The organism is Janibacter terrae (assembly GCF_039636765.1).
In the GTDB taxonomy this organism is placed as follows: domain Bacteria; phylum Actinomycetota; class Actinomycetes; order Actinomycetales; family Dermatophilaceae; genus Janibacter; species Janibacter terrae.
In genome coordinates, this window is sequence record NZ_CP144167.1 from 2,806,934 (window position 1) to 2,833,441 (window position 26,508).

The 26,508-nt window shown below is 71.5% G+C and carries 27 protein-coding genes, 2 tRNA genes and 1 pseudogene; 14 read left to right on the forward strand and 16 right to left on the reverse strand.

Annotation, left to right across the window (positions count from 1 at the left end):
* Positions 1 to 10: 10 nt before the first annotated feature.
* Entirely contained in the window at positions 11 to 616 is a 606-nt protein-coding gene (locus V3C34_RS13865) for a pentapeptide repeat-containing protein (RefSeq protein ID WP_068322595.1), read from the reverse strand.
* 140 nt (positions 617 to 756) lie between these two features.
* On the opposite strand from V3C34_RS13865, the gene V3C34_RS13870 reads away from it, so the two are divergent.
* The 5 genes and pseudogenes from V3C34_RS13870 to V3C34_RS13890 all read left to right on the forward strand — a co-directional run.
* Positions 757 to 2,931 (forward strand): glycosyltransferase, encoded by a 2,175-nt coding sequence (locus tag V3C34_RS13870; RefSeq protein WP_346007409.1) that lies wholly within the window; start codon positions 757 to 759, stop codon positions 2,929 to 2,931.
* Positions 2,928 to 3,692 carry a hypothetical protein gene (locus tag V3C34_RS13875; protein WP_346007410.1) on the forward strand — a complete coding sequence of 255 codons (765 nt, stop codon included), beginning with the start codon at positions 2,928 to 2,930 and terminating at the stop codon, positions 3,690 to 3,692. Before V3C34_RS13870 ends, V3C34_RS13875 begins: the two co-directional genes overlap by 4 nt.
* Positions 3,689 to 4,996 (forward strand): lipopolysaccharide biosynthesis protein, encoded by a 1,308-nt coding sequence (locus V3C34_RS13880; RefSeq protein WP_068322589.1) that lies wholly within the window; start codon positions 3,689 to 3,691, stop codon positions 4,994 to 4,996. Before V3C34_RS13875 ends, V3C34_RS13880 begins: the two co-directional genes overlap by 4 nt.
* Before the next feature lies 1 nt (position 4,997).
* Complete coding sequence (locus tag V3C34_RS13885) at positions 4,998 to 6,257, forward strand: glycosyltransferase (protein ID WP_068322586.1); 1,260 nt, start codon at positions 4,998 to 5,000, stop codon at positions 6,255 to 6,257.
* Positions 6,258 to 6,898: 641 nt separating this feature from the next.
* Positions 6,899 to 7,336: pseudogene (locus V3C34_RS13890) on the forward strand (O-antigen ligase family protein); the annotation flags it as partial.
* A 136-nt stretch (positions 7,337 to 7,472) separates the two neighbouring features.
* Here V3C34_RS13890 and V3C34_RS13895 read toward each other — a convergent pair.
* The 6 genes from V3C34_RS13895 to V3C34_RS13920 all read right to left on the reverse strand — a co-directional run bounded on the left by V3C34_RS13895 (position 7,473) and on the right by V3C34_RS13920 (position 14,870).
* Positions 7,473 to 8,774, reverse strand: a complete 1,302-nt coding sequence (locus V3C34_RS13895; protein WP_082807424.1) for a polysaccharide pyruvyl transferase family protein — start codon at positions 8,772 to 8,774, stop codon at positions 7,473 to 7,475.
* A 113-nt stretch (positions 8,775 to 8,887) separates the two neighbouring features.
* Positions 8,888 to 10,570 (reverse strand): energy-dependent translational throttle protein EttA, encoded by a 1,683-nt coding sequence (ettA, locus tag V3C34_RS13900; RefSeq protein WP_068322575.1) that lies wholly within the window; start codon positions 10,568 to 10,570, stop codon positions 8,888 to 8,890.
* A 46-nt stretch (positions 10,571 to 10,616) separates the two neighbouring features.
* Positions 10,617 to 11,201, reverse strand: a complete 585-nt coding sequence (locus V3C34_RS13905; protein WP_068322572.1) for a single-stranded DNA-binding protein — start codon at positions 11,199 to 11,201, stop codon at positions 10,617 to 10,619.
* A 152-nt stretch (positions 11,202 to 11,353) separates the two neighbouring features.
* The gene (locus tag V3C34_RS13910; protein ID WP_068322568.1) at positions 11,354 to 13,012 is read right to left on the reverse strand and encodes a GTPase family protein; all 1,659 of its coding nucleotides are present in this window, start codon (positions 13,010 to 13,012) and stop codon (positions 11,354 to 11,356) included.
* Complete coding sequence (locus V3C34_RS13915; protein ID WP_068322564.1) at positions 13,009 to 14,733, reverse strand: dynamin family protein; 1,725 nt, start codon at positions 14,731 to 14,733, stop codon at positions 13,009 to 13,011. Before V3C34_RS13915 ends, V3C34_RS13910 begins: the two co-directional genes overlap by 4 nt.
* Positions 14,734 to 14,793: 60 nt before the next feature.
* Positions 14,794 to 14,870 (reverse strand) — tRNA-Arg (locus V3C34_RS13920).
* 74 nt (positions 14,871 to 14,944) lie between these two features.
* On the opposite strand from V3C34_RS13920, the gene V3C34_RS13925 reads away from it, so the two are divergent.
* Positions 14,945 to 15,622, forward strand: coding sequence for a 4'-phosphopantetheinyl transferase family protein (locus V3C34_RS13925; protein ID WP_068322561.1), 678 nt, complete (start codon positions 14,945 to 14,947; stop codon positions 15,620 to 15,622).
* Positions 15,623 to 15,640: 18 nt separating this feature from the next.
* Here V3C34_RS13925 and V3C34_RS13930 read toward each other — a convergent pair whose 3' ends face one another.
* The gene (locus V3C34_RS13930; protein ID WP_345913757.1) at positions 15,641 to 17,206 is read right to left on the reverse strand and encodes a PrsW family intramembrane metalloprotease; all 1,566 of its coding nucleotides are present in this window, start codon (positions 17,204 to 17,206) and stop codon (positions 15,641 to 15,643) included.
* Between the two features lie 83 nt (positions 17,207 to 17,289).
* On the opposite strand from V3C34_RS13930, the gene orn reads away from it, so the two are divergent.
* Entirely contained in the window at positions 17,290 to 17,916 is a 627-nt protein-coding gene (gene orn / locus V3C34_RS13935) for an oligoribonuclease (protein WP_211596861.1), read from the forward strand.
* On the opposite strand, the gene V3C34_RS13940 is transcribed toward orn, so the two are convergent.
* Together V3C34_RS13940 and V3C34_RS13945 are read right to left on the reverse strand one after the other, a co-directional pair.
* Entirely contained in the window at positions 17,832 to 18,917 is a 1,086-nt protein-coding gene (locus V3C34_RS13940) for a phosphatase PAP2 family protein (RefSeq protein ID WP_082807422.1), read from the reverse strand. The two genes, orn and V3C34_RS13940, sit on opposite strands and share 85 nt — an antisense overlap.
* Before the next feature lie 94 nt (positions 18,918 to 19,011).
* Positions 19,012 to 19,087: transfer RNA gene (locus V3C34_RS13945), tRNA-His, on the reverse strand.
* 108 nt (positions 19,088 to 19,195) lie between these two features.
* Here V3C34_RS13945 and V3C34_RS13950 point away from each other — a divergent pair.
* A complete protein-coding gene (locus V3C34_RS13950) occupies positions 19,196 to 20,047 on the forward strand; it encodes a copper resistance CopC family protein (protein WP_338537818.1) in 852 nt (283 codons plus the stop codon).
* Between the two features lie 6 nt (positions 20,048 to 20,053).
* Here the strand turns inward: V3C34_RS13950 and V3C34_RS13955 are convergent, their stop codons facing one another.
* From V3C34_RS13955 to V3C34_RS13980, 6 genes are all read right to left on the reverse strand, one after another.
* The gene (locus V3C34_RS13955; protein ID WP_345913759.1) at positions 20,054 to 21,187 is read right to left on the reverse strand and encodes a glucose-1-phosphate adenylyltransferase family protein; all 1,134 of its coding nucleotides are present in this window, start codon (positions 21,185 to 21,187) and stop codon (positions 20,054 to 20,056) included.
* A gap of 194 nt (positions 21,188 to 21,381) precedes the next feature.
* Entirely contained in the window at positions 21,382 to 21,636 is a 255-nt protein-coding gene (locus V3C34_RS13960) for a DUF3263 domain-containing protein (protein ID WP_346007411.1), read from the reverse strand.
* Positions 21,620 to 21,883 carry a hypothetical protein gene (locus V3C34_RS13965; RefSeq protein ID WP_346007412.1) on the reverse strand — a complete coding sequence of 88 codons (264 nt, stop codon included), beginning with the start codon at positions 21,881 to 21,883 and terminating at the stop codon, positions 21,620 to 21,622. The genes V3C34_RS13960 and V3C34_RS13965 overlap by 17 nt, the downstream gene beginning before the upstream one ends.
* A 181-nt stretch (positions 21,884 to 22,064) precedes the next feature.
* Positions 22,065 to 22,472: a hypothetical protein gene (locus V3C34_RS13970; protein WP_346007413.1), complete on the reverse strand. Its 408-nt coding sequence runs from the start codon at positions 22,470 to 22,472 to the stop codon at positions 22,065 to 22,067.
* A complete protein-coding gene (locus V3C34_RS13975) occupies positions 22,469 to 23,083 on the reverse strand; it encodes a DUF433 domain-containing protein (protein ID WP_346007414.1) in 615 nt (204 codons plus the stop codon). Before V3C34_RS13975 ends, V3C34_RS13970 begins: the two co-directional genes overlap by 4 nt.
* Positions 23,084 to 23,158: 75 nt before the next feature.
* The gene (locus V3C34_RS13980; RefSeq protein ID WP_346007415.1) at positions 23,159 to 23,602 is read right to left on the reverse strand and encodes a helix-turn-helix transcriptional regulator; all 444 of its coding nucleotides are present in this window, start codon (positions 23,600 to 23,602) and stop codon (positions 23,159 to 23,161) included.
* A 276-nt stretch (positions 23,603 to 23,878) separates the two neighbouring features.
* Here V3C34_RS13980 and V3C34_RS13985 point away from each other — a divergent pair, with 276 nt between their 5' ends.
* The 6 genes from V3C34_RS13985 to V3C34_RS14010 all read left to right on the forward strand — a co-directional run bounded on the left by V3C34_RS13985 (position 23,879) and on the right by V3C34_RS14010 (position 26,433).
* Complete coding sequence (locus V3C34_RS13985; RefSeq protein ID WP_346007416.1) at positions 23,879 to 24,130, forward strand: hypothetical protein; 252 nt, start codon at positions 23,879 to 23,881, stop codon at positions 24,128 to 24,130.
* A complete protein-coding gene (locus V3C34_RS13990) occupies positions 24,127 to 24,354 on the forward strand; it encodes a hypothetical protein (RefSeq protein ID WP_346007417.1) in 228 nt (75 codons plus the stop codon). Before V3C34_RS13985 ends, V3C34_RS13990 begins: the two co-directional genes overlap by 4 nt.
* A complete protein-coding gene (locus V3C34_RS13995) occupies positions 24,351 to 24,671 on the forward strand; it encodes a hypothetical protein (RefSeq protein WP_346007418.1) in 321 nt (106 codons plus the stop codon). The genes V3C34_RS13990 and V3C34_RS13995 overlap by 4 nt, the downstream gene beginning before the upstream one ends.
* Positions 24,672 to 25,235: 564 nt before the next feature.
* Positions 25,236 to 25,643, forward strand: coding sequence for a hypothetical protein (locus V3C34_RS14000; RefSeq protein WP_346007419.1), 408 nt, complete (start codon positions 25,236 to 25,238; stop codon positions 25,641 to 25,643).
* Positions 25,640 to 26,035: a hypothetical protein gene (locus V3C34_RS14005; protein WP_346007420.1), complete on the forward strand. Its 396-nt coding sequence runs from the start codon at positions 25,640 to 25,642 to the stop codon at positions 26,033 to 26,035. The genes V3C34_RS14000 and V3C34_RS14005 overlap by 4 nt, the downstream gene beginning before the upstream one ends.
* 119 nt (positions 26,036 to 26,154) lie before the next feature.
* Complete coding sequence (locus V3C34_RS14010) at positions 26,155 to 26,433, forward strand: hypothetical protein (protein WP_346007421.1); 279 nt, start codon at positions 26,155 to 26,157, stop codon at positions 26,431 to 26,433.
* The last annotated feature ends 75 nt before the right edge of the window (positions 26,434 to 26,508 follow it).

Here is a 26,508-nt window from a genome sequence, read left to right on the forward strand (position 1 = left end):
CGGCGCCGCCCTACCCCACGACGATGCCGAAGGGGGTGAGGAGCCCGAGCGCACCGGTCAGGTCCGCCCGGAGCCCCTCGACCCTGGCATCGCGCACGTCGACGACGAAGTCGCGCGCAGTGCGCAGGTCGGCGCGCCGCAGGTCCGCCCGGACGAAGCGGGCCCCACCCAGGGAGCACTCGTCGAAGACGACCTCGACCAGGGTGGCCCCGTCGAAGTCGGCGTCCGTCAGCACGCACCGCTCGAAGCGGGTGCCCGTGAGGTCGAGCCCGGCGAAGCTGCCCATCGACAGCTGACAGTCCACCCAGACGCTCGGGTCGGGCACGAGCACCGGGGCGCGCAGCATCGCCCACGACGTCGCGAGTGCCTTGCACCCGACGAACCTGCAGCCATCGACGACCGAGTCGGGCAGGCGGGCACGCGAGAGGTCGACCCGCTCCACGGCACAGCCCTCGAGCCGCACCCCCGACAGCGTCGCTCCCGCGACGGACGCGTCGCGCAGCGTGCACCCGACCATCTCCACGCCGGAGAGGACCTCCCCTTCGCCCAGGGAGCCGGTGAGCACCTCGTCGACGATGCTCGTGCGACCGGCGACCTGCTCCAGGAGTGAGGGCATGACGGCACCCTAGGTGTGGGCACCAGCGGGACCTGGGACGCGAGGGCTGCTTTCGCTATGTCCCTGCTCCCGTGCTGGCGCTATCGTGGCGACATCGTGCTGAATGGGGAGGCCCACACAGAGCTGAACGGGGAGCGGGTATGCGCATCGTGATGCTGGGGACACGAGGTGTACCGGCGCACTACGGGGGCTTCGAGACCGCGGTCGAGGAGATCGGCAGTCGCCTCGCCGACGCGGGGCACGAGGTCACGGTCTACTGCCGCCGCCCGGCGGACGACTCGGCTGCACCGCGGACGACCCATGCCGGGATGCAGCTCGTGCACCTGCCGTGCATCCGCCGCAAGACCCTCGAGACGCTCTCGCACACCGCCTTGTCCGCGTTGCACGTCGCGGCGTCGGGCACCCGCCACGACGTCGCCCTCGTCTTCAACGCCGCCAACACCTTCGCCCTGCCCCTGCTGCACCTACGGGGTCTGCCCGTGGCCGTCCACGTCGACGGCCTCGAGTGGCGGCGGGCGAAGTGGGGGCCCGCCGGGCAGACCTTCTACCGCCTGTCCGAGGCTGCCGCCGTGCGGTGGGCCGACGCGCTCATCGCCGACTCCCCCGGCATCCAGCAGTACTACCGCGACGAGTTCGACGCCGGTACCGCGCTGCTCGAGTACGGCACCGCGGTCATCGCGGATGCTCCCACCGCCCGGCTGGCGGAGGTGGGCCTCGAGCGTCGTCGCTACCACCTCGTCGTCGCGCGGATCGAGCCCGAGAACCACGTGCTGGAGATGATCCGGGCCTACGGGGCGAGCGGCGCCCACCTGCCCCTCGCCGTCGTCGGCAGCATCCCCTACGCCTCCGAGTACGAGGCTGCCGTCAGGTCCGCCGCCGAGCAGACGCCGGGCGTGCGGATGCTCGGGGGCGTCTGGGACCCTGAGCTGCTCGACGAGCTGTACGCGGGCTCGGCGAGCTACCTGCACGGGCACTCCGTCGGCGGGACCAACCCGTCGCTGCTCCGCGCGATGGGCGCCGGTGCCACGACGATCGCCCACGACAACCCCTTCAACCGTGAGGTCCTCGGCGACGACGGGTTCTTCGGCGACACCGTCGAGACGCTGGCGTCGGCGATCGCCCGGATCGACGCCGCACCGGACGCCGACACGGAGCGGCGACGACGTCTCGTCGAGCGTTGCACCCGGCGCTACGACTGGGACAAGGTGGCGGCGGGCTACGCCGACCTGTGCGCCGACCTGGCCCAGGGCGTCTCCCAGCGAGGCAGGCACTCCGGCCGACGCGACCCCTCGTCGCCGTGGCGCCGCGCCTCCGGGCTGCCCGGGACCCGACCGTGGGCGGCCGCTGACGTGCGAGCGGCGGGACCCGCGGTGACGATCGTCGTGCCGACCTACCGTCGGCCCGAGATGCTGCGCTCCTGTCTCGAGGCGCTGCGCACCCAGACCTTCGCCGACTTCACCGTCGTGGTCTGCGACAACGCCGCCCAGCCGGAGGTGGGCAGGGTCGTCGACGAGCTCGCCGATGCGCGCTTCCGCTGGGTACCGCGGGAGTCCAACCTCGGGATCCTCGGCAACGTCTGGCAGGGCTTCATCGACTCGACGACGGACCTCGTCATGGAGGTCGACGACGACGACGTCCTCCGCCCGGACGCGCTCGAGCAGCTCGTGCGACCCATGCTGGAGGACCCGTCCCTCGCCGTCTGCTTCGCTGACGCCGACCTCGTCGACGCAGACGGTCTGCCGCTGCCTCGCACGCACCCGATGCACGCGATGGTCGACCGGCGCCGGGTGCCGGAAGGGAGGCTGCCCGCCTTCGACGACGTGGCGGCGCGCGGAGACATCCTCATGGTGGCCGCGGTCCTGCGTCGTCGCGCCGTCGACTGGAGCGAACACCCCGACTGGGCCGCGACGGCCTACGACCGCTACCTGGCTCTCGCGCTCTCCCGGTCGGGAGGGGCCGCGCTGCACGTCGAGCGCCCCGTCATCGCCTACCGCATCCACGACGCCGCCGACAGCGTCGGCGACTTCACCCGGCAGCTCGACGGGGCCGTGGCGGTCCTCGAGAGGGAACTGCAGTCGAGCGACGATCCACGGCACCTGCGGGCCGTGCGCGACGAGCTCGTCCGCACGAGGATCCTGCGGATCCGCAGCCTCTTCGCCGACGGGCGACGCCGCGAGGCCGCCGGCACCGCCCGCGACGTCCTGCGCAGTCCCCGGGGCCTGCGGGGGAGCGCACGCTTCACCGCCCACTACCTCGAGCGGGTGCTCGCCCGTCCCGCCCGTCGACGCTTCCGCCCGGCCAGCGGGTCGGCATGACCGGACCGTCCCGCGGTGTCAGACGACCTTCCGTCAGCTCCGCCGCCATCCTCGTCGTCACCGCCGGCGTGGCGGCAGCCGTCACGTGGTCCGGGACCGCGGGGTGGTCACCGGCCACCGTCCGTGCGACGGCGGACGTCAACATCGCCCCGCTCATCGGCACCTTCTCCAACTACGAGGTGGCGACGCACGCGGCCGACTTCACCTCGGCCTACGGCGACGACGTGGGTACGGGCGACGTGGCCGGCGACCCCGACGCACCGGGGGCCTTCGTCGACTCCTCTCGTGTCGGCAACGGCACGATCATCCGGGTCACGTACGTGGCCAGCACGGCGGACGCGGCCGAGAGCGGTCTGCGCCGACAGGTGCGCCATGCCCTCGACGAGGTCTCCGACGGCATCGAGCAGCAGCTCGATGCCGATGTCGCCGGTGCCGAGCTCGCCCGGAAGTCGCTCGAGTCGGAGGGGGGCAGGGGCCCTGCGTCCCCGGCGGACACGGCCGCCCTCAACCGCGTCGGGGAGATCGTCGCCGACGCCACCTCATCGCTCAAGAGCATCCAGGTGGCCCAACGACGCAACGCGGACCGGGCCTCGTCGCTCCAGGTGGACACCAGCCGGATGAGCACGACCTCGACCCGGGCCCGCGCCAGCGTCGCCGGCGGACTCGCGGCCCTGGTCCTCACTGGGGGTGCCCTCGCGCTGCTCACCGTCCGCAGGCGCCGGCGTCACGAAGAGCGTGGCGACACCCGGTCGTCGGCGTGACCACCGACCAGAGCCGCCCGTCCACCGGACGGGCCTTCGCCACGACACTGGCCACCAGTGGCACGACGATCCTCCTGGGGCTCGTCTCGGGTGTACTCACCGCCCGTTTCCTCGGCGCCGACGGACGCGGGGTCGTCGCCGCGGTGAGCACGTGGACGCTGACGCTGACCTGGGCGTCCAACCTCAAATTCGCCGACGGCATGATCTTCCTGCAGGGCCGGGGCGCCGACCAGCGCCGGGTGCTCGGCACGACCCTCACCATGGCGCCCGTCCTCGGGGTGCTCGGTGTCGGCATCGCACAGTTCCTGGTCCCCGTGGGCTTCGCCGCGCAGGACGACGAGACGCAGCTGATCGCGCGGATCTTTCTCTGCGCGATCCCCGTCGTCCTCACCACCGAGGCGATGTGGGCCATGCTCATGGCCCGCCACCGCTTCCGCTTCCTCGGAGTCGTGCGCATCACCCAGCCCGCGACCTACGTGCTCACGCTCCTCACCCTGCTCGGTCTCGACCGATTCACCCCGGTGACCGTCCTGTCGGCCCAGGTGGCCAGCTACGGGGTGGCACTCACCGTGGCGGTCGTCGGCCTCGTGGCGGAGGGCATCACCCGTGGCGATCGTCGGCTGGCGCGCGCGTCCCTCGGCTACGGGTTCCGCATGCAGGGGATCAGCCTGAGTGCGCTCCGACTGGACTCACTCGTCCTGCCGGCCTTCGTCAGCGCCTCCCAGATCGGCTACTACTCCATCGCGGTCAACGTCTCCTCCATGGTCGTCTCCCTCTTCGGGAGCGTGGCCATGGTGATCTTCCCGCTGACGGCTGCCGGTCATGGGCCCGCGGCCCGGGGCGCGCTCGAGCGCGGGCTGAGGATCAACCTCGTCGGCGGTGGCCTCGCCATCCTCGCCATCGCTGCCACGGCACCGTGGGTCATCCCCTTCGTCTACGGCGACGAGTTCTCCGCCGCTGTCCCCGCTCTGTGGCTCATGCTGCCGGGTATCGTGCTCTTCTCCGCGAGCATGGCCCTCATGGCGACGCTTCAGGGCCTCGGGGCACCCGGGTGGGCCAGCGTGGCCCACGTGGGCGGCACGATCGTGCTGCTCGTCGGGCTGGTCCTCCTCGTGCCCCGGCACGGGATACTGGGCGCGGCGATCATGAGCACGGTCGGCTACACCACCGTCTTCGTCCTCGGCGAGCGGCTCGTGGCGCGCCACATCGGCCTGTCCGTCCGGGCCGTCCTGTCGCCGGGCGAGCTGCGCCGGGACATGGACTGGTTGCGCAGCCGACTCCTGCGGGCCCGGAGCGGGGCCTGACGTGCGCATCCTCCAGGTCAGCAAGTTCGCGCACCACGTCGGCGGCGTGGAGACCTACGTGGGCTGGCTCGTGCGCTCCCTCGTCGCCGACGGCCACGACGTCGGGGTGGTGGCGATGACGCCGCCACCGGGGCGGTCCCCGATGGACCTGTCGGGGGCGCCCACGTGGTTCACCCGACGTCGGTCCTTCGAGCCCGGCTCCCCCGACCGCTGGCGCAGCGCGGCCGTGTCGGTGTGGTCGCCGGAGGCCGGGGTCACGATGCGACGAGCGATCCGCGAGCACCGTCCCGACATCGTGCACTTCCACGGGACCTGCTACCAGCTGACGTCATCGGTCGTACGAGCCGTCCGCGAGGCGGGTCTCCCCGCCGTCCTCACCGCCCACGAGTACAAGCTGGTGTGCGCCAACCAGACCCTCTTCAGCGATCCGGACGGCACCATCTGCACCGACTGCGTCGGCCGCTCATCGCTGCACCGCGCCCTCGCCCCCGTGCGGCGCCGGTGCATGAAGGGCAGCCTCGCGGTCAGCGCCCTCGGTGCCGCCGAACAGCTCGTCTCCGCCCCGCAGTGGCGACGGTCCGGCCCGCACATCCTCGCGCCGTCGGACTTCATGAGGGGCGTCATCGCCGACGAGGGGTGGCCGGCCGCAGCGGTCGAGTACCTCGACCTGCCGTGGCGCTCGCAGGGCGAGGACGTGCTCCCTTCGGACGGTCCGCGGGACGCGATCGTCTTCGCCAGCCGGCTCGTCCCGCTCAAGGGGCCACACGTGCTGCTGCAGGCGTGGCGGCGGATCGCACACCTCCACCCGGAGGTGCGGGTCGAGCTCATCGGCGAAGGGAGCCAGGCCGGCGAGCTGAGATCGATGATCGCGGCGGACGGCATCCCCCGGGTCGACCTGCCCGGGGTGACCGACGCCGCGGGCGTGCGCCGGGCACTCGACCGCGCGATCGTCACCGCACACCCGTCGCAGTGCCACGAGAACTCCCCCTTCGCCCTCCGCGAGAGCCTCATGGCCGGCGTGCCGGCCGTCGTGTCGCGGGTCGGCGGCATGCCGGAGATGGTCGGTCCGGCGAGCGGCTGGACGGTGCGGCACGACGACGTCCACGGGTGGGCTGCCACCCTCGACACCGCACTTCGCTCCCGGCTGGCCGGGAGCGCCGCGCTCGTCGACGAGGTGCGTCGACGCAGCACGACGACGCAGGAGCACCTCGCCCGCCTCACGACGGTGTACGGCGAGGCGACCCACGGGGTGCGGTCGTGACCCGACGGACCGGGTACGCCGCCGTCATCGGCCTGGGTGCGGGCATCGCCGGCATCGCCTCCGTATGGGTCGGTGTCGACCTCTTCTCCGTCGTGGTCCTCGTCGTCGCGGCGCTCGTCGTCGTCATTGCGGGGGTGCTCGCGGTGCGTCAGTTCGCTGCCCTGGCGCTGCTCCTGCTCGTCGTGCGACCCGAGCTCGACGCGGTGGGCCACGGGACGGCGATTGCCATCGGGCTGATCTTCATCGCTGCCTCCGTGTGGTGGCTGTGGTCGCAGTGGCGCACGGACCAGCTGCGGCGTCCCTCCGTCGCCGTGTGGGCGCTCCTCGGCTTCGTCGGGGCCGCAGCCCTGAGCACGCTCAGCTCGCACGTGCCGGCCCTGTCCGCGGCCAGCGCGGCACGGCTGACCGCAGGCGTGCTGATGTTCGTCGTCATCGAGCAGCTCGTGCGCAGCCGGCAGCTGACCTCGTCCACGGTCCACGCAGCGCTTGCCGCCTCGGCCGTCATCGTGTGCGGCCACGTCATCGTCCAGGTCATCACGGGGACCTCTCCCGTCGACAGCGACACCGGCCTCTCCCGGGTCACCGGGCCCTTCGTGCACCCCAGCGTGCTGGGCAAGTACGCGGCGGTGCTCTGCGTCCTCATGCTGGCACGTCTCGTGTGGTCCCGGTCCGGCCAGCGGCTCCTCTGGGGGTGCGGCACGCTGGCGACGGGCGTCGTCGTCCTGCTCACCTACACACGGGCCGCATGGATCGCCGTGGCCCTCGGTGCCTTCGTCATCGCCTATCGCAGGGACCGGCGCTGGCTGCCCGTCGTCATCGCCGTGTGTGTCGTCGTCGTGGCCCTGACACCCAGTCTCAACCAGCGAGTGGTCGACATCTGGGATCCGCCGCCCCCGCCCCCCGGGGCGCCTGAGAGCTCCCTCGCCTGGCGATGGGGCTACTGGCAGGCGCTCGCCCCCCTGGGCTGGCTCAACCCCCTGACGGGGATCGGGTTCGGCGTGGTACCGACGATGCGCAGCGAGGGCCTGCTCCCGCACAACGTGTGGGTCCAGACCTGGGTCGAGCTCGGCGCGGTCGGGATGGTGGCGCTCGTGACCGTCACCATCGGGGTCACCGTCACGCTCCGCGAGGCCGGCCGGGCACTCCGGCAGCGCGAGGGCGAGGCACGCGCCTCCTTCGAGGCGGCGGCGGCCGTCGCGCTCGGACTCGTCACGGTCACGCTGACCGAGAACCTCCTCGACGAGACCACCACGCTCTGGGTCGCCGGAGCCGTGATCGCCACCGGCTGGTCGGTGTCACCCGACCCACCACACGCCGCTGCCGACTGGTGGCTCGGTCGATCCGGATGGCGAGCCCGTCGATCTCGTCACGCACGAGGCGTGCCCAGCCCGCGATGATCTGCCGGTCGGCACGCCACGGAGCCCTGCCCTCCGCGACGGCGTCCACCTCGCCGAGGATCCAGGCCGCGTCGATCTCGTCCACGGGCCGGTCGGCGTGGTCCAGGCCCACCCGCTCGAGGACGGCGCGGTTCTTGGGTGCGTAGCCCGCCGACACGATCGCGCGGTCGGCCGCGAGGGCGGCGACGACGGTGTGGAACCGGGTCGCGACGACGAGATCGACGCCCTGCACCACCTCGACCAGCTCGTCGAAGTTGCCGACGTCGGCGAGGGGCAGCCGGCCCTGCGGACGTTGCCGCAGGACCTGCCGGCGCACCTCTCGCGCGGGTTCGACGTCGACCGGCTGTCCGACCGTCAGCACCACCCGGCAGCCACGGTCGAGGAGCCCGACGACGACCTCCGCGAGGATGTCCAGGTACTGCTCCGTGCCCCGACCTGAACCAGACCAGCCCCTCCAGTCCATGATGCCGACGGCGACCCGCATCCCCGGTCCGGGCTGCGCGGGCGCCGTCGAGCCGACCGCGCGGCCGAAGGCGAGGTCGCAGGTCACCCGCGCGTCGGGACGGGCCGCGCCCAGGTCGGCCATGGTGCGCATCGAGTCCGCGTCGCGGTAGGTGACCTCGGACGCCAGCCTCACGGTCGCTCGGAATAGCAGCGCACTGGCCCGGCTCCCTATGGGCCCGGCCCCGACGGCCAGCAGCACGAAGGGGCGTCGCCGCGCCCGCGCGGCGGCCGCCCAGAGGAAGAGCGACCACGGCATCCCCCACGGCGGCTCCTCGAGGTCGTCGAGGACCCCGGTGCCGCAGACGACGACGGCCTCCAGCGAGCCCATCCACCCCAGGACCGAACCCACGTGACGCAGCTCGGCGACGACCCTTCGCCCGAGCCGAACGGCCCGTGCACCGCCGCGCGTGCGGTCGGCTCGGAAGGACAGCACGGGCTCGTCGCCGTGGACCACCCCGCGGGCCCGGGCACCGTCGGGCATCGGCGTGACGACCGCGAACCGCAGGTCGGGCCGTGCGGCAGCCAGCTGGTCGTGGACCACGGCGAGACTGACCTCGTTGCCGGTGTTTCCGCCACCGACCCCGCCGACGAGCCCGACCTGCCGCACGTGCGTCATGGCCGTGTGTGCTCAGTCCCGAGCCGGCGGTATGACCATGGCCACACCCTACCCAGGGGGCGGCGACGACGGCAGGGTCGGACGAGCTGCGCTGCCCCTGCCTCGCGGCGCCCTCAGTCGCGGGTCAGGCGGCGGTGCGTCACGCGGTGCGGACGCGCGGCGTCCGCCCCGAGGCGCTCGACCTTGTTGGCCTCGTAGCCCTCGAAGTTGCCCTCGAACCAGTACCAGGAGGCCGGGTTCTCGTCGGTCCCCTCGTAGGCGAGGATGTGCGTCGCGACGCGGTCGAGGAACCACCGGTCGTGGGAGATGACCACGGCGCAGCCGGGGAACTCCAGGAGCGCGTTCTCCAAGGAGCCCAGGGTTTCGACATCCAGGTCGTTGGTCGGCTCGTCGAGGAGCAGCACGTTGCCGCCCTGCTTGAGGGTGAGCGCGAGGTTGAGGCGGTTGCGCTCACCGCCGGAGAGGACACCGGCCTTCTTCTGCTGGTCCGGGCCCTTGAACCCGAACTGGCTGACGTAGGCGCGCGAGGGGATCTCGACCTGGCCGACCTGGATGTGGTCGAGCCCGTCGGAGACGACCTCCCAGACGTTCTTCTCCGGGTCGATGCCGCCACGGTTCTGGTCGACGTAGGACAGCTTGACCGTGTCACCGATGTCGACCACGCCGGCGTCCGGCTGCTCGAAGCCGACGATCGTCTTGAAGAGGGTCGTCTTGCCGACGCCGTTCGGGCCGATGATGCCGACGATGCCGTTGCGCGGCAGGGAGAAGGACAGGTCCTCGATGAGCACCCGGTCGCCGAAGCCCTTCGTCAGGTCCCGGACCTCGATGACCTTGCTGCCGAGGCGCGGGCCCGGCGGGATCGCGATCTCCTCGAAGTCGAGCTTGCGGGTCCGGTCGGCCTCCGCCGCCATCTCCTCGTAGCGCTCCAGACGGGCCTTGTTCTTGGTCTGGCGGGCCTTGGGGTTCGAGCGCACCCACTCGAGCTCGTTCTTCAGCCGCTTGGCGAGCTTCTGGTCCTTCTTGCCCTGGATCTGCAGCCGCTCCTGCTTCTTCTCCAGGTAGGTCGAGTAGTTGCCCTCGTACGGGTAGAGACGGCCGCGGTCGACCTCGGCGATCCACTGCGCGACGTTGTCCATGAAGTACCGGTCGTGCGTCACGGCGACGACGGCACCCGCGTAGGCCGCGAGGTGCTGCTCCAGCCAGAGGACGGACTCGGCGTCGAGGTGGTTGGTCGGCTCGTCGAGGAGCAGCAGGTCCGGCTTCTGCAGGAGCAGCTTGCACAACGCGACGCGGCGACGCTCACCACCGGAGAGGTTGGTGACCGGGCTGTCCGGCGGCGGGCAGCGCAGGGCGTCCATCGCCTGCTCGAGCTGGGAGTCGAGGTCCCACGCGTCGGCGTGGTCGATCTCCTCCTGGAGCTTGCCCATCTCCTCCATGAGCGCGTCGAAGTCCGCGTCGGGCTCACCCATCTCCTCGGAGATGGCGTTGAACCGGTCGAGCTTGGCCTTGATCTCGCCGGCGCCCTCCTCGACGTTGCCGAGGACGGTCTTGTCCTCGTTGAGCGGCGGCTCCTGGAGGAGGATGCCCACGGTCGCGCCCGGCTTGAGGCTCGCCTCGCCGTTGCTCGGCTGGTCGAGCCCGGCCATGATCTTCAGGATGGTCGACTTGCCGGCCCCGTTGGGGCCGACCATCCCGATCTTGGCACCGGGGAAGAAGGACATCGAGACGTCGTCGAGGATGACCTTCTCGTTGTGCGCCTTGCGCGCGCGGACCATGGTGTAGATGTAGTCGGCCATGGGGGCAGGCTATCCACTCCCGCCCCCACGCCCGAATCCACCGTCGTCAGGCCGGCACGGCGACCTCCTCCGCCTCGTCGGCGCCCTGCCCATCCGGCTCCGTCGGGTCGAGCACCTCGCCGGTGCTCTCGTCCACGACCTCGCCCGCCGGGCCCTGAGCCGGCGCCGGGTGCACCGTGCCCCACCCGGGTCCGTCGGACTCCTCCATGCGGGTGCGCATCCGGTCGAAGCCCGCCTCGCTGGCGGCCAGGGCCTCGGCGTCGCCGGCGCCTCGCTGCGCCTTGGAGTACTCGGTCGTGCCGAAGGTCAGGTCGTGCCCGACGCTCATCGCCTCGATGTCGGCAGAGGAGCCCCACGAGCCGTCGGTGCGCTGCCAGTCGTTGATCGTCAGTCTCCCGTGGACGACGACGGGGTCACCCTTGCCGAGGGACTGGTGGGCGTTCACCCCCAGCGCGCGGTAGGTCGCGACGTTGTAGAAGCTCGTCGGCCCGTCGACCCAGACGCCCTCGCGGCTGCGCCGCCGTACCGTGCTCGCGATCCGGAAGATCGTGAACTGGATGCCGTTGCGCGTGGTGCGGTGCTCGGGGTCGGCGACGACCCGGCCGCCCACGGTGATCTCGGTCTCGTTCATCTCGTGTCCCATCCCTGTGCGCCCACCTGCGATCGGGTGGGTCCGTGGGACCAGCGTCGCGCCGGACCAACGGGCGCGACGGGCCGAGTCACCCCCTGTGGACGACCGGGCGGGTCACCCTCCCCCTGTGCACGACGACGGCGGAGCCGTGGTCAACCGTGGGCGCGCTCGATGCCCGCGCGAGCTCGGGCGTGCTCGCCGAGCACGGTCTCGACGGGCTCGATGACCCGGGCGTCCGCGACCTCGCCGATGGAGCGGCGCAGCCGCTTGTCGACGACCCCGGCTCGCTTGCGACCACCGATCCTCGCCAGCCAGCGGGCGATCGCGGCGAGCAGCAGCCCACCCAGCAGCCCGCCGACGAGCAGCAGGAAGGGGGTCGCGAAGGGCCCGACGTCGAAGGTCGGGATCTCCGGCAGCTGCAGCCAGCCGGCGAGCGCGATGACGACGAGCCACACGAGGCCGACGACGGCGGTGATCGCCAGGAGGACCTGCAGCAGCCCGAAGACCGTCCACCACATCGGCTTGCGGCTGCGCAGGGGGGTGCGCATGACGGCCTGGTCGAGCTCGTCGGCGAGGTCGTGGTCGGCAGGTCTCGCGGCATCGGCGACCGCGTCGGCCCAGCGGGTCGGCAGACCCTCGCCGGCGGCGGTGCCGATGCGACGGGCCGCGAGGTCGACGCTCGCGCGGGCCGCGGGCGCCGGTGGCGGGATGGAGGAGCGGCCGAGCACCGCGCGCACGTCCTGCTCGGTGATGTCCGGGGTCCCGTCGCTCGTGCGGTCGAGCCGTAGCCGCTTGAGCGGCGCCGGCCGGAAGGCCCGCACCCAGCGGGTGAAGGGCCAGCCGGTGCGCGCCCAGGCCTCCATGCGGAAGTCCCGGGCCACGGCCTCGACGACGGTCGGGACGCCCGCACTGCGGGCCAGGGCGTCGACGAGCTCCCCGCGGGCGCGGTCGGGGATCGCTGCCTCCCGATCGGCCACGGACGCACGCAGGCCCTCTGCGGCCGTGCGCAGGTCCGCGCCGAGCCGGTGGCGGGCGGCATCGGAGTGCTGGACGGCATCGGCGAGGCGGGCGCGCAGGGTCTCGAGCCCCTCCCCCGTCCGCGTGGAGGTCCCGATGACCTCGTGGGTCTGCAGGCCATCGCGCTCGAGCAGCCGGGAAAGGTCGGCGGCCACCTGGGCCTGGCCCTCCCCACGCAGCCGGTCGACCTGGTTGAGCACGACGATCGTCACGGCGCCGTACTCGCGCAGCACCGCGACGTAGTCGTCGTGGAGCACGGCGTCGGCGTACTTCTGGGGGTCGGTGACCCAGACGAAGACGTCGACGAGCTCGAGGACCCGCCGGGCCTCCTCGCGGTGGGCGGCCTCGCGCGAGTCGAAGTCGGGCAGGTCGACCAGGACGAGCCCGTCGAGGTCGGAGGCACCCTCCTGCACCTGGTGCCGGGTGCCCACGGAGAGCCAGTCGAGCAGCTCGCCGGCGGGCTCACCGCCCCAGACGGCGGCGGTCGGCGTGGACGTCGTCGGGCGCCGCTGGCCCACCCGGGCCACGTCGGCGCCGACGAGGGCGTTGAAGAGCGAGGACTTGCCGGAGCCGGTCGCCCCGGCGAGCGCGACGACCGTGTGCCCGCCGACGAGCGCGGTCCGCTCGGAGACCTTGGCGACGACCTCGCGGGCCCGGCCGGCCGGCTGCGGCTCGAGTCGGCTGCCCCCGGCCTCGAGGGCCTCGGAGAGTGCGTCGGCCCGGGCGGTCAGCTCCTCGACGGACAGCGCGGAGGCGTCCCCACCGCCACGACGAAGGGGGTTGCGCGGGCTCATCGGGTGCCCTCACCGACCGCGGCAGCGGCCTGCTGCAGCCGGCGCAGCTGCGCCTCGCTCACGGCGAGGTCACCGGTGACGTCGGTGTAGCGCGACCGCTCCGCGGTGTAGAGGTCCTCGACCCGCTCGAGGAGCAGCTGGCGGGCCTTCTTGGCCATGTCGCGCACCGCCTGGTCGCCGAAGATCGCCTCGAGCACCTTCTGCGCCAGCGCGGTGGTCCCACCCGCGATGGCGACCTCGGGCGCGACGAGCACGCCCCCGGTGTGCGCGAAGGACACGAGCATGAGGAAGAGGCCGATGCCGTTGACGCCGTAGGCGGCGATCCGGGCGTTGGTGCGCCGGTTGCCGCCCTCGGCCCGGACGATGTCGAGGACATCGCCCTGCCAGTCGCGCACGAGCCGCTCGACCTCGCCCTCGAGCCCTCGCGAGGAGTGCGCCAGCTCGGGGTGCTGGTCGAGGACGACCGGGCCGGCCTCGGTCGAGCGCCACGTCCGGGCGACGGTGCTCGCGGCGGCGTCGGCCTCGGCGATGAGCAGCGCGCTGACGCCAGTGTGCAGGGCCTGGTCGAGCTCCGCGGACGGCGGGGGGCCTCCGCCCACTGCGGCCGTGACGCGGTCGCGGAGGCGCGAGACCCCCTTCTCCACCTTGCGGAAGAACTCACCGGTCCCGACGAACTCCTGCCACCGGGCGAGGACCTCTCCGCGCAGGAGCTGCCCGTCCTTCATGCCCTCGGTGACGCCCTCCTCCGCTTTGTCGTAGGCGTCGTAGGCGGCCTGGGCGAGGGTGTCCGTCTGGTCGCGGTGGCTCTGGGCGGCGTCGACGAGCGCGCGGGTGCGGCCGTCGAGCGAGCGCAGCGCGCCCCGGAGGGTCTGCCGGATGATGATCGAGCGGGCCCGCTGGTCGCCGGCGAGCGCCGTGAGCCAGGCGCGCACCCGCTCGATGTCCTGCTCCGGGATCAGGCCGTCGTCGTCGAGGTCGGTCTCGGGGACGGTGAAGACCGGCGCGGTCTCGAGGCCGTGGTCGCGCAGCATGTCGACGAGGTGCGTGCGCACGTCGGCCATCGCGGGCCGGTCGACCCGGTCGAGCACGATCGCGACCGCGGTCCCCCGCTCGGAGGCCTGCTGCAGCAGGCGCCACGGGATGGCGTCGGCGTAGCGGGCGGCCGTCGTCACGAAGAGCCAGAGGTCGGCGGCCGCGAGCAGCTGGGCGGCGAGCTCGCGGTTGGCCGAGACGACCGAGTCGATGTCGGGTGCGTCGAGGATCGCCATGCCTGGGGGCAGCGTCGGCGACGGCGTCAGGCGGACGGTCCCGGGCTGGGGGTCGGCGCCGGCGCCACCGGTGACGCGGGCGAGGGAAGGGAGGACCCGCGCGTCGCGGAACCACCGCTCGTCGTCGGGGTGGTGGATGAGCACGGGGCTGGTCGTCGTCGGGCGCAGCACCCCGGACCGGCTCACCTCCCGGCGCAGGATCGAGTTGACCAGCGTCGACTTGCCGGAGCCGGTCGAGCCACCGACGACGGCGAGCAGCGGCGCGTCCATCGAGGACAGGCGCGGGATCACGTAGTCGTCGAGCTGGTCGAGGAGCGCCTGCCGCTCCGTCCGCGCCGCGCGGGTGCTCGGCAGGTCCAGCGTGAGCCGGCTGCGAGCCACCTCGTCGCGCAGGCTCGTCACCCGCTGCAGCAGGCCGGCGTCCGCCCCGTTCGCGCTCGAGATCTCAGCCATGCGCCCACCCTATATACGTGCGCCCGGCTGTCCTGCCCGAACGCTCGGCGTGACGGCGCGTGGCGCCCCCGGCAGGACTCGAACCTGCGACCTAGGGATTAGAAGGCCCTTGCTCTGTCCAGCTGAGCTACGGAGGCACGCCCGGCGTGGCGGTGTCCACGCACGGGCGGAGCCCAGTGTAGTGAGCGTCGCGACCTGACATGATCGGGACATGTCCGTCCGCGTCCTGGTCCGTGAGGCGGGGGTGGGCCACTCCCCCGCCGATCTGGCGCTCCTCGACCCCGGCGAGATGTCCCGGGCGCACCGCAAGCGACAGCCGGCCCCCTTCGTCACGGGCCACGCGCTCGTGCGACGGGTCCTCGGCGAGCTGGTCGAGCGCGACCCCGCCGGGCTCGTCCTCGAGCGCCGGTGCACGACCTGCCGCAGCGACCTCCACGGCAAACCGGTCCTCGTCGAGGGCGACGGCTGGCACTTCTCCCTCTCGTACACCCCCGAGGTCGCCGTCGTGGCGGTGGCGAAGGGGGTCGAGGTCGGGGTCGACACCGAGGACCTGACGGATGCCGACTTCGACAGCTTCGCCCGGGCCACGCTGGCGCGCGAGGAGGTCGCCGGCTTCGACGGCCTCGAGGGCCACGAGCTGCTCGTCGCCCGCGCCCGGGTGTGGGCCCGCAAGGAGGCGGTCCTCAAGGCGACCGGTCACGGCCTGGTCGTCGACCCCGCCGAGGTCCTGGTCTCCGGGCCGCTGGAGGCCGCGCTCCTCGTCGACTGGCGGGCCACCGAGCCGCGACCGGCGCGGATCTCGCTCGCCGACGTGACGCTCGACGCCGCGAGCCACCGCGCCGCGGTCGCAGCCCTCACGGACGAGCCCCTCGAGGTCGTCACGACCTGAGGATCGCGTCGACCGCAGTCAGACCGCGCCGGCGAACTCCCGCCGTCGGGCGGTCATCGAGTCCAGCAGGACCCGTTCACGCTCGAGCGAGCGCGGGTCGGCCTCGTGGCTGAGCATCCGGAAGCGCAGCAGCGCCAGCTCCGAGGCGCAGTCCTGGAAGCTGCGCATCGAGCTCAACCCACCCGGCCCCCGGTGGTACTTGGCCCACTGGCGCGCCTGGCGGCGGGCCTTCATGTCCGCGAGCATCCCGACCTCATCGCCCGAGATCCAGCCCGTGTCGACGTAGGCCATGAGGTGCTGGCCGATGACCCGCCCCTCGCGCTTGCGGGTCCACACGACGAAGCAGACGAAGCTGACGAAGGCACCGAAGCCGACGACCAGGCCAATGCCCAGGCCGACCAGCCCGGTGGAGGCGCTGAGGTTCCACAGGCCGTGGAGGAGCACCGCCGCGCACCACCCGAGGACCGGGGCGATGATCTTGACCGGCATCGACCGGGAGACCGCTGCCACGCCGATGCCGATGCCCGTCATCGACGTGAACATCGGGTGGAGGAAGGGGGTGACGAGACCGCGCAGGACGAAGGTCCAGCCGAAGCCCGCGGCGCCGGCCTCGGTGGCCGCCCCCGCGAAGTACTGGATGTTCTCCGTGAAGGCGAAGCCGGCCGCGACGATGCCCGCGTAGACGACGCCGTCGGTGAGCCCGTTGAACTCACGCCGCATGAACCACCACATGACGAGGATGAAGACCCCCTTCGTCGTCTCCTCGACCGGCGGGGCGACGAGCACCGCGGTGAGGGTGCTGACGTCCTGCGGCGACGAGGCGAACGAGCTGATGACCGCCCCGCCGAGGGTGTTGGCGAAGATCGCGAGGAAGGTCGAGACGAGCGCGCCGTAGAGGAAGGCCGTGACGAGGTAGCGCAGCGGCTCCGCCTCGAAGCGGTCCAGCCACAGGAAGATCGGCAGGACGAGACACAGCGGGATGAGCGCGGCGACCAGCGACACGAGCGTGAGGATGACCCCGAAGGCGAACCCGTAGTACAGCGCGAAGAGCAGGACGAGCACGAGCGAGCCGATGAGCACCGTGCCGCCGAGCAGCCAGGTCCGCAGCGTCGGGCGCGGCGTGGGGTTGGCCTGCGCCTGGGCGGTCACGTAGTGGGCGGTGTACTGCTGCTGCTGCAGCCACGCCTGGTGCTGCTGGTACTGCGCGGCGGCGGCCTGCTGCTGGGCAGCCAGGCGCGCAGCCCGCTGCTGCTCCTCGTAGGCCTGCTGCTGGGCGAGGACCTTCGCGCGCGAGTCGGTCCTGGCCTCCTGTTCGGCGAGGGCGATCGAGCGCGAGGCGGTGCGGAACCACTCCGGCTCGTCCGGCGCGGAGCGACGCAGCACGCGTCGGGAGAGGGTGTCCTCCGCCGGGCGGCTCGACGACGGCGGGGCCGGCGGCTGTCCGGGCGGCGGCGGGGGCGTCGGGGTCACGGACGGCGGCGGCGGGGTCGCGGACGCGCCGGCGGTCCGTCCCGGGGGCGGCGGCGGGGGGCCCGCTGGGGCCGGCGGCCGGCCGGGCGGGGGCGGAGGGGGCGTCGCGCTCATGGGCGACACGCTAACCCGGCCGGGGGGCCCTGTCGGCGGGTAGGACTCCCCGTGACGGGGACGACGCCCGGCGGGTCGCTAGGGTGATCGCCGTGACTTCTTCGACCCAGGCCTCGTCCGACCGCATCGTGTGGATCGACTGCGAGATGACGGGACTCTCCCTCGAGCGCGACGCGCTCATCGAGGTCGCCGCCGTCATCACCGACTACGAGCTCAACCAGCTCGACGAAGGCATCGACATCGTCATCCGTCCGCCGGAGGCGGCGCTGGCGCAGATGAACGACTTCGTGCGCGACATGCACACGAGCTCCGGCCTGCTCGACGTCCTCGCCGAGGGCACGACGATGGCCGACGCGGAGGAGGCCGTGCTCGCACACATCAAGGAGTACGTGCCCGACGCCGCCAAGGCGCCGCTCGGCGGCAACAGCGTGGCGACCGACCGCGCCTTCCTCGTGCGGGACATGCCGACCCTCGAGGCCCACCTCCACTACCGGATGATCGACGTCTCCTCGATCAAGGAGCTCTCCCGCCGCTGGTACCCGCGGGCCTACTTCGCCTCGCCGGACAAGAACGGCGGCCACCGCGCGCTCGCCGACATCGTCGAGTCGATCGCCGAGCTGCGCTACTACCGCGAGGCGGTCTTCCGGCCGCAGCCCGGGCTGGAGAGCGCCGAGCTGAAGGAGATCGCCGCGCGCCACCAGGTGCGCTGAGACCTCCGCGCCCGGCGGTGCTGGCCGGTGGCCCGGGCACCGATCACCACGGCGAGGTAACCGACGAGCACCCCGGCGAGGTTGTCGAGCACGTAGTGCCAACCGAAGTAGAGGGTCGCGACGAAGGTCAGGCCGAAGAAGGTCCACGCGGCCAGGCGCAGGTAGCGGGCCGGGCTGGTGCGGTGGAGGAAGAGCGCCAGGGCGAAGGTCACCGACACGTGCAACGACGCGAAGGCCGCGACCCCCTGGATGGCGTCGCTCGTGAGCGGGTCGGCGAGGAACTCCACCCGGTTGCTCAGCAGGGCCTGCTGCAGGTCGGCCACCTCGGTGCGCGGCAGCCCCGCGTACAGGCTGGGCCTGGCGTAGACCGGGCCGAGCGCCGGAAGGACGTAGTAGCTGAGCGTGCCGAGGACCCAGTTGAGGCTCAGCGCCGTCGCGTACCACGCCCCCACCGCCACGTCACGGCTCAGGACGAGGACCGCCATGAGGCTCACCGGGACCAACGGCAGGTAGAGCAGGTAGACGAAGGAGAGCAGACCTGCCGTCCAGTCCACCCCGAGGACCGAGTGGAGGACCACGGCCGGGTCGCTGCCGCCGAGGAACCACTGGTCGACGGCGTGCAGCTGGTGGTCGTAGAGGACTCCCTCCCGGTGGACGGGCAGCACGCTCTTGAGGTTGCGGTAGGCGACGTAGCAGACGTAGAAGGTGACCAGACCGGTGCCGACGTAGGCCAGGCGACGCAGGCTCCACTCGTGGCGCACGACCTCGCCCATGCCGAGCCACAGCTGTCGCACCCCGCGGCGCCGGAGCCCGGCGAAGACCAGGCCGATGCCGAAGAGGACGAGTGCCAGCAGGGGCAGGCGCACGTAGGCGGGGCCCAGGAAGCCCTCCGGGTCCTTCAGGGGGATCCCGAGCGAGGAGGTGCCGGCCACCGCGGCCGCCCCGACGAGGACCGAGACGACCACGGCGACGGAGTAGGGCCACGAGCGCACGGTCTGCATCACGACCACTATGGCCTGAAATGGACGACAAGGTTAAATCCAGGCGTCGAGAGGACGACGAAGGGCCCCCGGCGCACCGGGGGCCCTTCGCCCTTGGGGTGAGTAACGGGACTTGAACCCGCGACCCTCGCGACCACAACGCGATGCTCTACCAGCTGAGCTATACCCACCAAGTTCTGCCTGTCTCAGGCAGCGCGGACCATCGTACCTGTTCCCGAAGGGTGCTCGTGACCACCCACCTCCCGGACGCACGCAGGCCGATCAGGCACGATGGGCCGGTGACCACACCGCACCGCTCCGCTCCCCCCTTCGTCCCCGTCATCACCGCGATCATCGCTCTCGCAGCGATGCTCGCCGCACTGGTCGCCACGGCCGGGCCGGCCTCAGCGCACGCGCGCCTGGACAACTCCAGCCCGCGCGACGGCTCGACCCTCACCGCTACCCCACCCGAGGTGATGCTGCGGTTCAACGAGCCGATCAAGAGCGGTCTCAACCAGGTGACGGTCACGTCCGGGTCGACGGACGCGACGGAAGGGGAGCTCGAGGTCGACGGTGCGACGGTCTACCAGCCGTTGAAGTCCTCGCTGCCCGCCGGCACCTACAAGGTCTCCTACAAGGTCGTGAGCGCCGACGGGCACCCGATCAGCGGGTCGCTGTCCTTCCGCTACGCCCCGCCCGGCGGTGACGAAGGACCGGTCGAGGAGCCGGGCGGCGAGGGCACCCCACCCGCGACGAGCACCACCACCACCACCAGCAGCTCGTCCTCGACGAGCGCGCCCACGGCCAGCACGTCCGCGCCGAGCACGACCTCCGCCACCGCGCCGTCCTCGTCGACCAGCGAGCCGACGTCGTCGAGCACCTCGGAGCCGAGCTCGACGACGAGCTCCAGCTCCTCCTCCACCACCGGTGACGGCGAGACCGAGCCCTCGCAGCGCCCCACCTCGTCCTCGACGACGGCCGCCGTCCCCGCCCAGGACGACACGAGCGACGACGGTGGCGTCCCCACGTGGGTGTGGGCCGCGATCATCGGCGGCCTGCTCGTCGTGGGCGCCGTCGTCGGGCTGCTCGCCCGTCGGCGCGGCGACGACGGCGACGACGAGGACATCCACCTCGAGGAGTGGCGCGGCTGACGCCCGTCAGGGGCGGTCCTCGACCGCCCCCACCGAGGCGTCGGCGTCGACGAGCGTGACGCTCGACGCGTCACCCAGGTCGGCCCCCTCGAGCCGGGCACCGACGTCGACGACGCAGCCCGTCAGGCGCACGCCGCTCGTGACGTGCACGCGGTCGAGCAGGACGCAGTCGAGCACCTCGGCGCCCTCCTCGACCACCACCTCGGGACCGATGACGCTGTGCCGGACCGTGCCGGCGACCCGGCACCCCGGCGACAGGAGGCTCTCGACGGCCTGACCGGTGGCGGCCACCCGGGCGGGCACGAGCTGCGGCTGGGCCGAGTGGATCGGTCGGTCGGGGTCGTCCAGCTCCACCCCCGTGCCGTCGACCAGCTCCATGTGCGCGCGCCAGTACGACGCCAAGGTACCCATGTCGGTCCAGTAGCCCTCGAACGCGACCGCGCGCGTGGAGCGGTGCTCGACGAACCACGGGACGAGGTCCTCGCCGTAGTCGCCGAGCCCGCCGAGCTCGTCATGCAGGCGCTCGAGAGCCCCCGTGAGCTCGTCCGTCGTGAAGCAGAAGATCTCGGTGGCCACGACGTCGGTGCTCGGCTCGTCGGGCTTGTAGTCGAAGCCGGTCACCTCCCCGTCGTCGTCGGACTCGACGACGGCGTGCTGGCTCGCGTCCCCCGCGGTGCGTGTGGTGACGACCGTCAGGTCGGCGCCCGTCGCGACGTGCTCGTCGACGACCGCCCTGAGGTCGGCCGTGTAGAGGTGGTCGGCGCTCAGGACGAGGACGACGTCGGCTCCGCTCGCGGCGATGCGCCTGCGGTGGCGCCACAGCGAGTCGCTGTTGCCCTCGGCGAAGCCCTCGCCCGTCGCGCCGCTGAAGGGCGCCAGGATCTGCAGGCCACCCCGGTTGCGGTCGAGGTCCCAGGGCCGACCGTTGGCCAGGTGCTCGTTGAGCGAGTGCGGCAGGTACTGCTCGACGATCCACACGTCGGTGATGCCGCTGTTGGCCAGGTTGGACAGCGCGACGTCGATGAGCCGGTAGGTGCCCGCGAAGCGCAGCGCGGGCTTGACCCGGTGCTCGGTGAGCGCGCCCAGCCGGGACCCCTTGCCCCCGGCCAGGATGACGGCCAGCACCCTCGGACCTTGCATGTCGTCTCCCTCTGCTCGACTGCCAGCGAAGGTAGCACCGCTGCTGCGACCCGGGACGAAGAAGGACCCCACCGGATCAACCGGTGAGGTCCTTCGTGGGTGGTGCGCCAACAGGGACTCGAAGAGTGATTGTGTCTCGGGGACTCCCGACTTTCCGGGCCTCCCGAGAACAGTCTAGGACCGAATCGGCAGGTTCAGGTGGAAAATCTGTTCCCCGGGGAACAGCCTCGATGCTTCTTCCGAGCATCACGCAGACGCGCCAGCCGACCCACGGTGACCGGGTCCGCCTCCCATGCATCGCGTCGGTCGAGCAGTCGGTTGACGGCCTGGTTCGCCGTGATCTCCGACAGCCCGAGGTCGATGAATGCCATCATCCGCTCGCCCCTCTGGCCGTCGAGTGGCCAGCGCTTCCAGACCGCGAGCAAGGCCCGGTCAGTGTCCGTGAGCATCGGCGATCACCCTCCCCAGGTAGTGACGCTCGCTCGGGTGCAGGTGCACCCACCGCGTGCGCAAGACATCCGACGTGACCCAGCAGGCGTCCGCGACCTCATGCACGTCCTGCGACCAGCGGACCGCGTCGGCCAGAGCCTCGAGCGTGATGAGGCGACGCGCGACCTCCTGCTCGACGGCGGCCTCCTCTCGCGGGTCCTCACCGTGCGGGATGCCACGCTCCTCGTGCAGGAGCTCGTGGAGCACGACGCAGCGTCGCTCCGCCTGCAGCAAGCCTGTGGTCAGGGTGATCGTGTGACCGTCAGTGCAGCCGAGCGGGCCGTCGTCGCCAAGGTCCTCGACGCGCAGGCGCAAGTGCGGCCTCGAGCGGAGGAGTCGCCAAGGGTGGAACATGCCGTGACCACATCACGACGCACCGACATCCTCGTCAGATCGTCTCTGGCTCCAGCATGGACGGTCGATCGGGCGAGGCGCACCTGTAGGCCGTCGGGAGACCCCGCCAGTCCCTGAGCACGTAGGCCACCCCCGGTGCCGCCATCGCTAGGTGGCCAGCGATCTTCTCCGCGCCCTTGCCGTCGGCGCCATTGGAGATGCCCAGCCAGTGCAACCCTGCGGTGCGCAGGCCGTTCCGCTCGTCCGGGTCCTCCAGCTGCCTCTTGTCGAGTGTGATGAGGCAGTCCACATCCCTTGCGGACAGGTCGCCGAAGAGGGGCACATCATCTGTGCTGAGCAGCCCCGTCATCTGAGGAGTGAGGAACTTGTGCTGGAGGAAGACCTTGCTTAGGGAGTGGGCCAACATTGGAGACAGGTTCTCGTCGACGTAAAAGACGGTCACGCAGACACCGCCTCGACCGCGCGGTCGAAGTCGACCGCCTGCAGGGCTTGCTCAGCACTGACCTGCGGGTAGTAGTGCGGCACATCCTCGGGTCGGACGGTCTCGAAGTCCACCAGATCCGCGATGGTGTCGTAGGGGATCCTCGTGCCCTCGATCGTTGGCCAACCTGCCATGCGCTGCAAGCGAACAGAGATCCCCTCGGCGGGCGTGTCGAGAGGGCGCACCTCGCGGTCCCGAAAGTTCCGGAACAGCCCGAGTGCCTCCGCGAAGGGGAACACCTCGATCTTGCCCGGGGCGTCGACCAGGTCCATGGCTCGACCGTCATCCGTCTCTACGAGGATCGTCTTGCCATCCGTGCCGAATCGGTACCGGGAGGGGTGTTCGGTCAGGTCGAACAGGTCGAGCGCCTGGAACGCCCGGCTCACCCGCTGCGCTGATGTCTCTGCGCGCAGGAAGGCGATCGTCCTGATCGCCAGGATGTCCCTGAACGAATAGAGCGGCGGCCGGTAGGGCCTGACCTCGGGGACCACCAGCCCGGATCGTCGCCAACGATGCAGCTGTGAAGGGGTGGCCCCAGTTAGCTTCGATGTCAGTTTCAGCGGGTACGCCAAGTCGTCACCCCCTTCGGGCGTTCGGGTGGTCCTGCACCTGCAGTATGGCAGCGGCCACCCACACGCAGTCGGAGATCACAGGCGCTCACCGGGGTCTTGGCTCTCTTCGCCGACCTCGTCCATGGCCCGGCGACGCCGGCGGCCATCTGACTCTCGTCCCTTCTTCGGGTGCGCGGCCCACGGCAGCTCGGTCACGTTGCTGTCACTAGCACTTTCGCCCGGGCTCTCCCCGGTGCGGGTAATGGAGGCGGCACGTACATCGGGCCCCACGTCCTCTCGCTCATCGGTGACGTATCCCAGATCGCGCAGGAGCGCGTCTGTGAGGTCGGGGTAGGAGATGTGTGTGACCTCAGACAGTCGCCGAAGGTTCTCCGGGGACGGCCTGGTCTCGCCCCGCTTCCACTGGGTGATCGTCTGCCGACCGACGCCGATCGCGTCGGCCAGCTGAGACTGGTTGACCCTGATGACTTGGCCGTCCATCCATCGCTGGATCAACTGCCAGATGCGCGGTTCGCTCATCTCTACCTCCTTCCGGGCACTGATGTTCCGAGAATGCCGACACGGTGGCAACCACCGTGGGCACTAGCAAAATCTACCGCGCGGGCACCACGTAGACCTCATTACATCCTTGTGATTCCGGGGTATACGGCCACTTTCCGCCAGTCGCGGGCACCTGGAGTGTTGACACGGGTGGGCACTACACCCCAAACTGATGTCCAGAGATACTGGACACCACGACAAGGGATGTGTTTGAGTATGGACAAGCGAAGTTGGACATCGACGAAGGAGGTCTGGATGGAACTCGCAGACCGCAAGAAGCTCGCCAAGCTCATGGTCATCCAAGAGGTCTCGCAGCGGGAGCTGGCTCTTGCCGCCGGGTGGCGCTCGCACTCCTACCTCGGTCGCCTCCTGAGAGGCGAGGTCAAGACACTCGACACCAAGCCTGCGCTGCTGATCGCGAAGCGACTTGGCTGCGGCGTGGACGACCTCTTTTTGGTCCGAGTGTCCAGTGATCCCCGACGGCACGACAAGGGAAATGCGGCATGAGCGATGACCTTCGCACCCCCGAGCAACTCGCCGCGCGCTACGGCAAGACCCGCCGTTGGGTCCTCGACAAGGCCCGCACGTCGTGGCCGCACATCGAGGTCGGGCGCACCGTCCGCTTCACCGCCGAGCAGGTCGCGGCCATCGACCAGATGCAGACCGTCACCCCGGAGCCGAGCGTGAAGCACGCGGAGGCATGGGGCCGGCGCACGAGGCAGGCGTCATGACCACCTATCCCAGCACCCCCATCGACCAGCCCACCGCGGACACCCTCGCCCTGATCGATATGGACCTCGTGCACCGAACGGACCGCCAGATCGTCATCGACGCGATCGAGACCGTCGCGGCCCGTCACGGCGGGGACGTCGACCCCAACGAGCTGCGCGGCGAACTGCACGGGCTCGTGCAGCCGCAGGTCATCGGCGCCACGATCCAGGGCCTCGTCAAGCGTGGCCGCCTCGTCGTCACCGGATGGACCGTCACGACCCACTCGACCAGCGGCAACACGGGACGCCCCTGCCGCACGTACCGACTCGTCCCGTAGGCCCTCGCGGGGTCAAGCCCGCCCGGGTCACCAAGGCAAGGCAGCACAGGAACACCGATCGCCGGACGTGAAAGACCCTCCTCTGCCGGAGGGGCGCCGGCCGCCAGGGATTGCCGCCCTGGATACCTCCATAGCGGAATTGAGCGCACCTCCCACGGGTGCCGCAGAGCGCGGTCATAGAGCCCCGCCATGACGCGGCAGCCCATTCCACCCCGGCAGGGAGACAAGGGGTGCGCCACCTACTACTTCCACCGGCTCGCCACCGCGAGCCGGCCCACACCGGACCGCCGGGCACCGAGGTTGAAGCCCCTCGGGTGGGCACTGGACGCCACCCCCCCCTGTGGCGTCCTCGGATCGGGGGCGGCGAGTCCCGCTGACCCTCCCCCGGCGAGCGGACCCCGCCCCCGATCCACCCCCCAGCGGACGTCCTGAGTGGCGTCCTCCCCCCGCCCCAAGCCGGTGCCCTGTCCCGGTCCGGGCGGGGGTCCAAGCCACTGCACGCAGCAGCGCCCGCCCCGTCGCCTGGCAGCACTCGGGCGGGCGCCTACCACCTAGGAGCATCCCATGAGCGACAGCACCACGGACTTCGTCCCCGACCACGTCAAGGCCAAGCAGCACGCGGAGGCCGTCCGCGCCCGCCGCGAGCCCATCCCGCAGCGCATCGAGGTCCACCTGCCCGTCGGTCGGGTCGCCACGGCGACCAACTACAAGGGGGAGACCTTCCAGCCCGACGAGGTCGAGTGGCAGGCCATCCTCGACGACGTCGGCGTGCTCGTCACCGCCGCGGCCGTGAGGTCCAAGCCCTTCGCGTGCCAGACCTTCTACCCCAGCGTCGGCGGTGACGTCCCGGACTGGTTCCCGGCCGCCCCGGCCTGGTTCGTCGCCGAGCTCGCCCGTATGGAACGCGTCGCCGAGCACGACCGGCGCACCGCCAAGCGCGAGGACCACCTCGCGGAGGGCGAGGACCAGTGAGCGCCCCAGCCAGCACCTACGGGTGCACCGCCTGCGGGCGGACGACGGACCGACCTGACAAGTGGGTTCTTCGCGGCCCCGACGTCGTCGTCCAAGGGGTCCACCTCGGCACCTGCGGCTCGTGCTTCGGACGCGCCCCGTCCGAGGTGTGCGACGGCAACTGCGACGGCAACTACGAGTCCGCCGCCGGCACGTACTACCTCGTTGAGCTCCGCGAGGACGGAAGTGGCCGCTGGGAGCACGGGTGGTCCTGCCGCAGTCGCTCGTGCGCCGAAGCCTTCAACCCGGACGACGACGGCAGCGTGTGCGACTGCCCCCACTGCACTGGGGGGCACTACGACATCCGCCTCATCACCGTGATCGACGGAGTCCGACAGAAGGCCCGGCGATGACCGCCCTCCTCATCGCGGTCTCCGCCTGGCCTCGGCTACGTGGCCGCGCTCACCTTCCGCCACACCCACCCCGCCGGACAGTCCTGTGGCTGGTCCGGCTGCCAAGCCAAGGAGACCCCGTGACCAACACCCACGACGCCACGTTCTACGTCCAGATCGAGCCCGAGTTCCGCACCCCGTATGGCGGCGTCGACCCGCAGGTCCGGTCCATCAAGGCCGTCCGGATCACTCAGCAGAAGCCCGAGAGCCCCAAGCCCGGGACCGTCACCACCAAGCTGACCGTCCGCGTGCCGGACGCCGCCTTCCTCCCCCTTCGCCCCGAGGCCGTGATCGTCGTCCCCGACGACATGGTCGCGGCCAACGACCCCATCGAGGTCGAGGCCGGTGACCCGTCGTGAGCCCCCTCGCCTCCGCTGCCCTCTTCGTCGCGCTGCTGCTCATCGCCGTCACGACCGTCATGGACGTCATCGAGG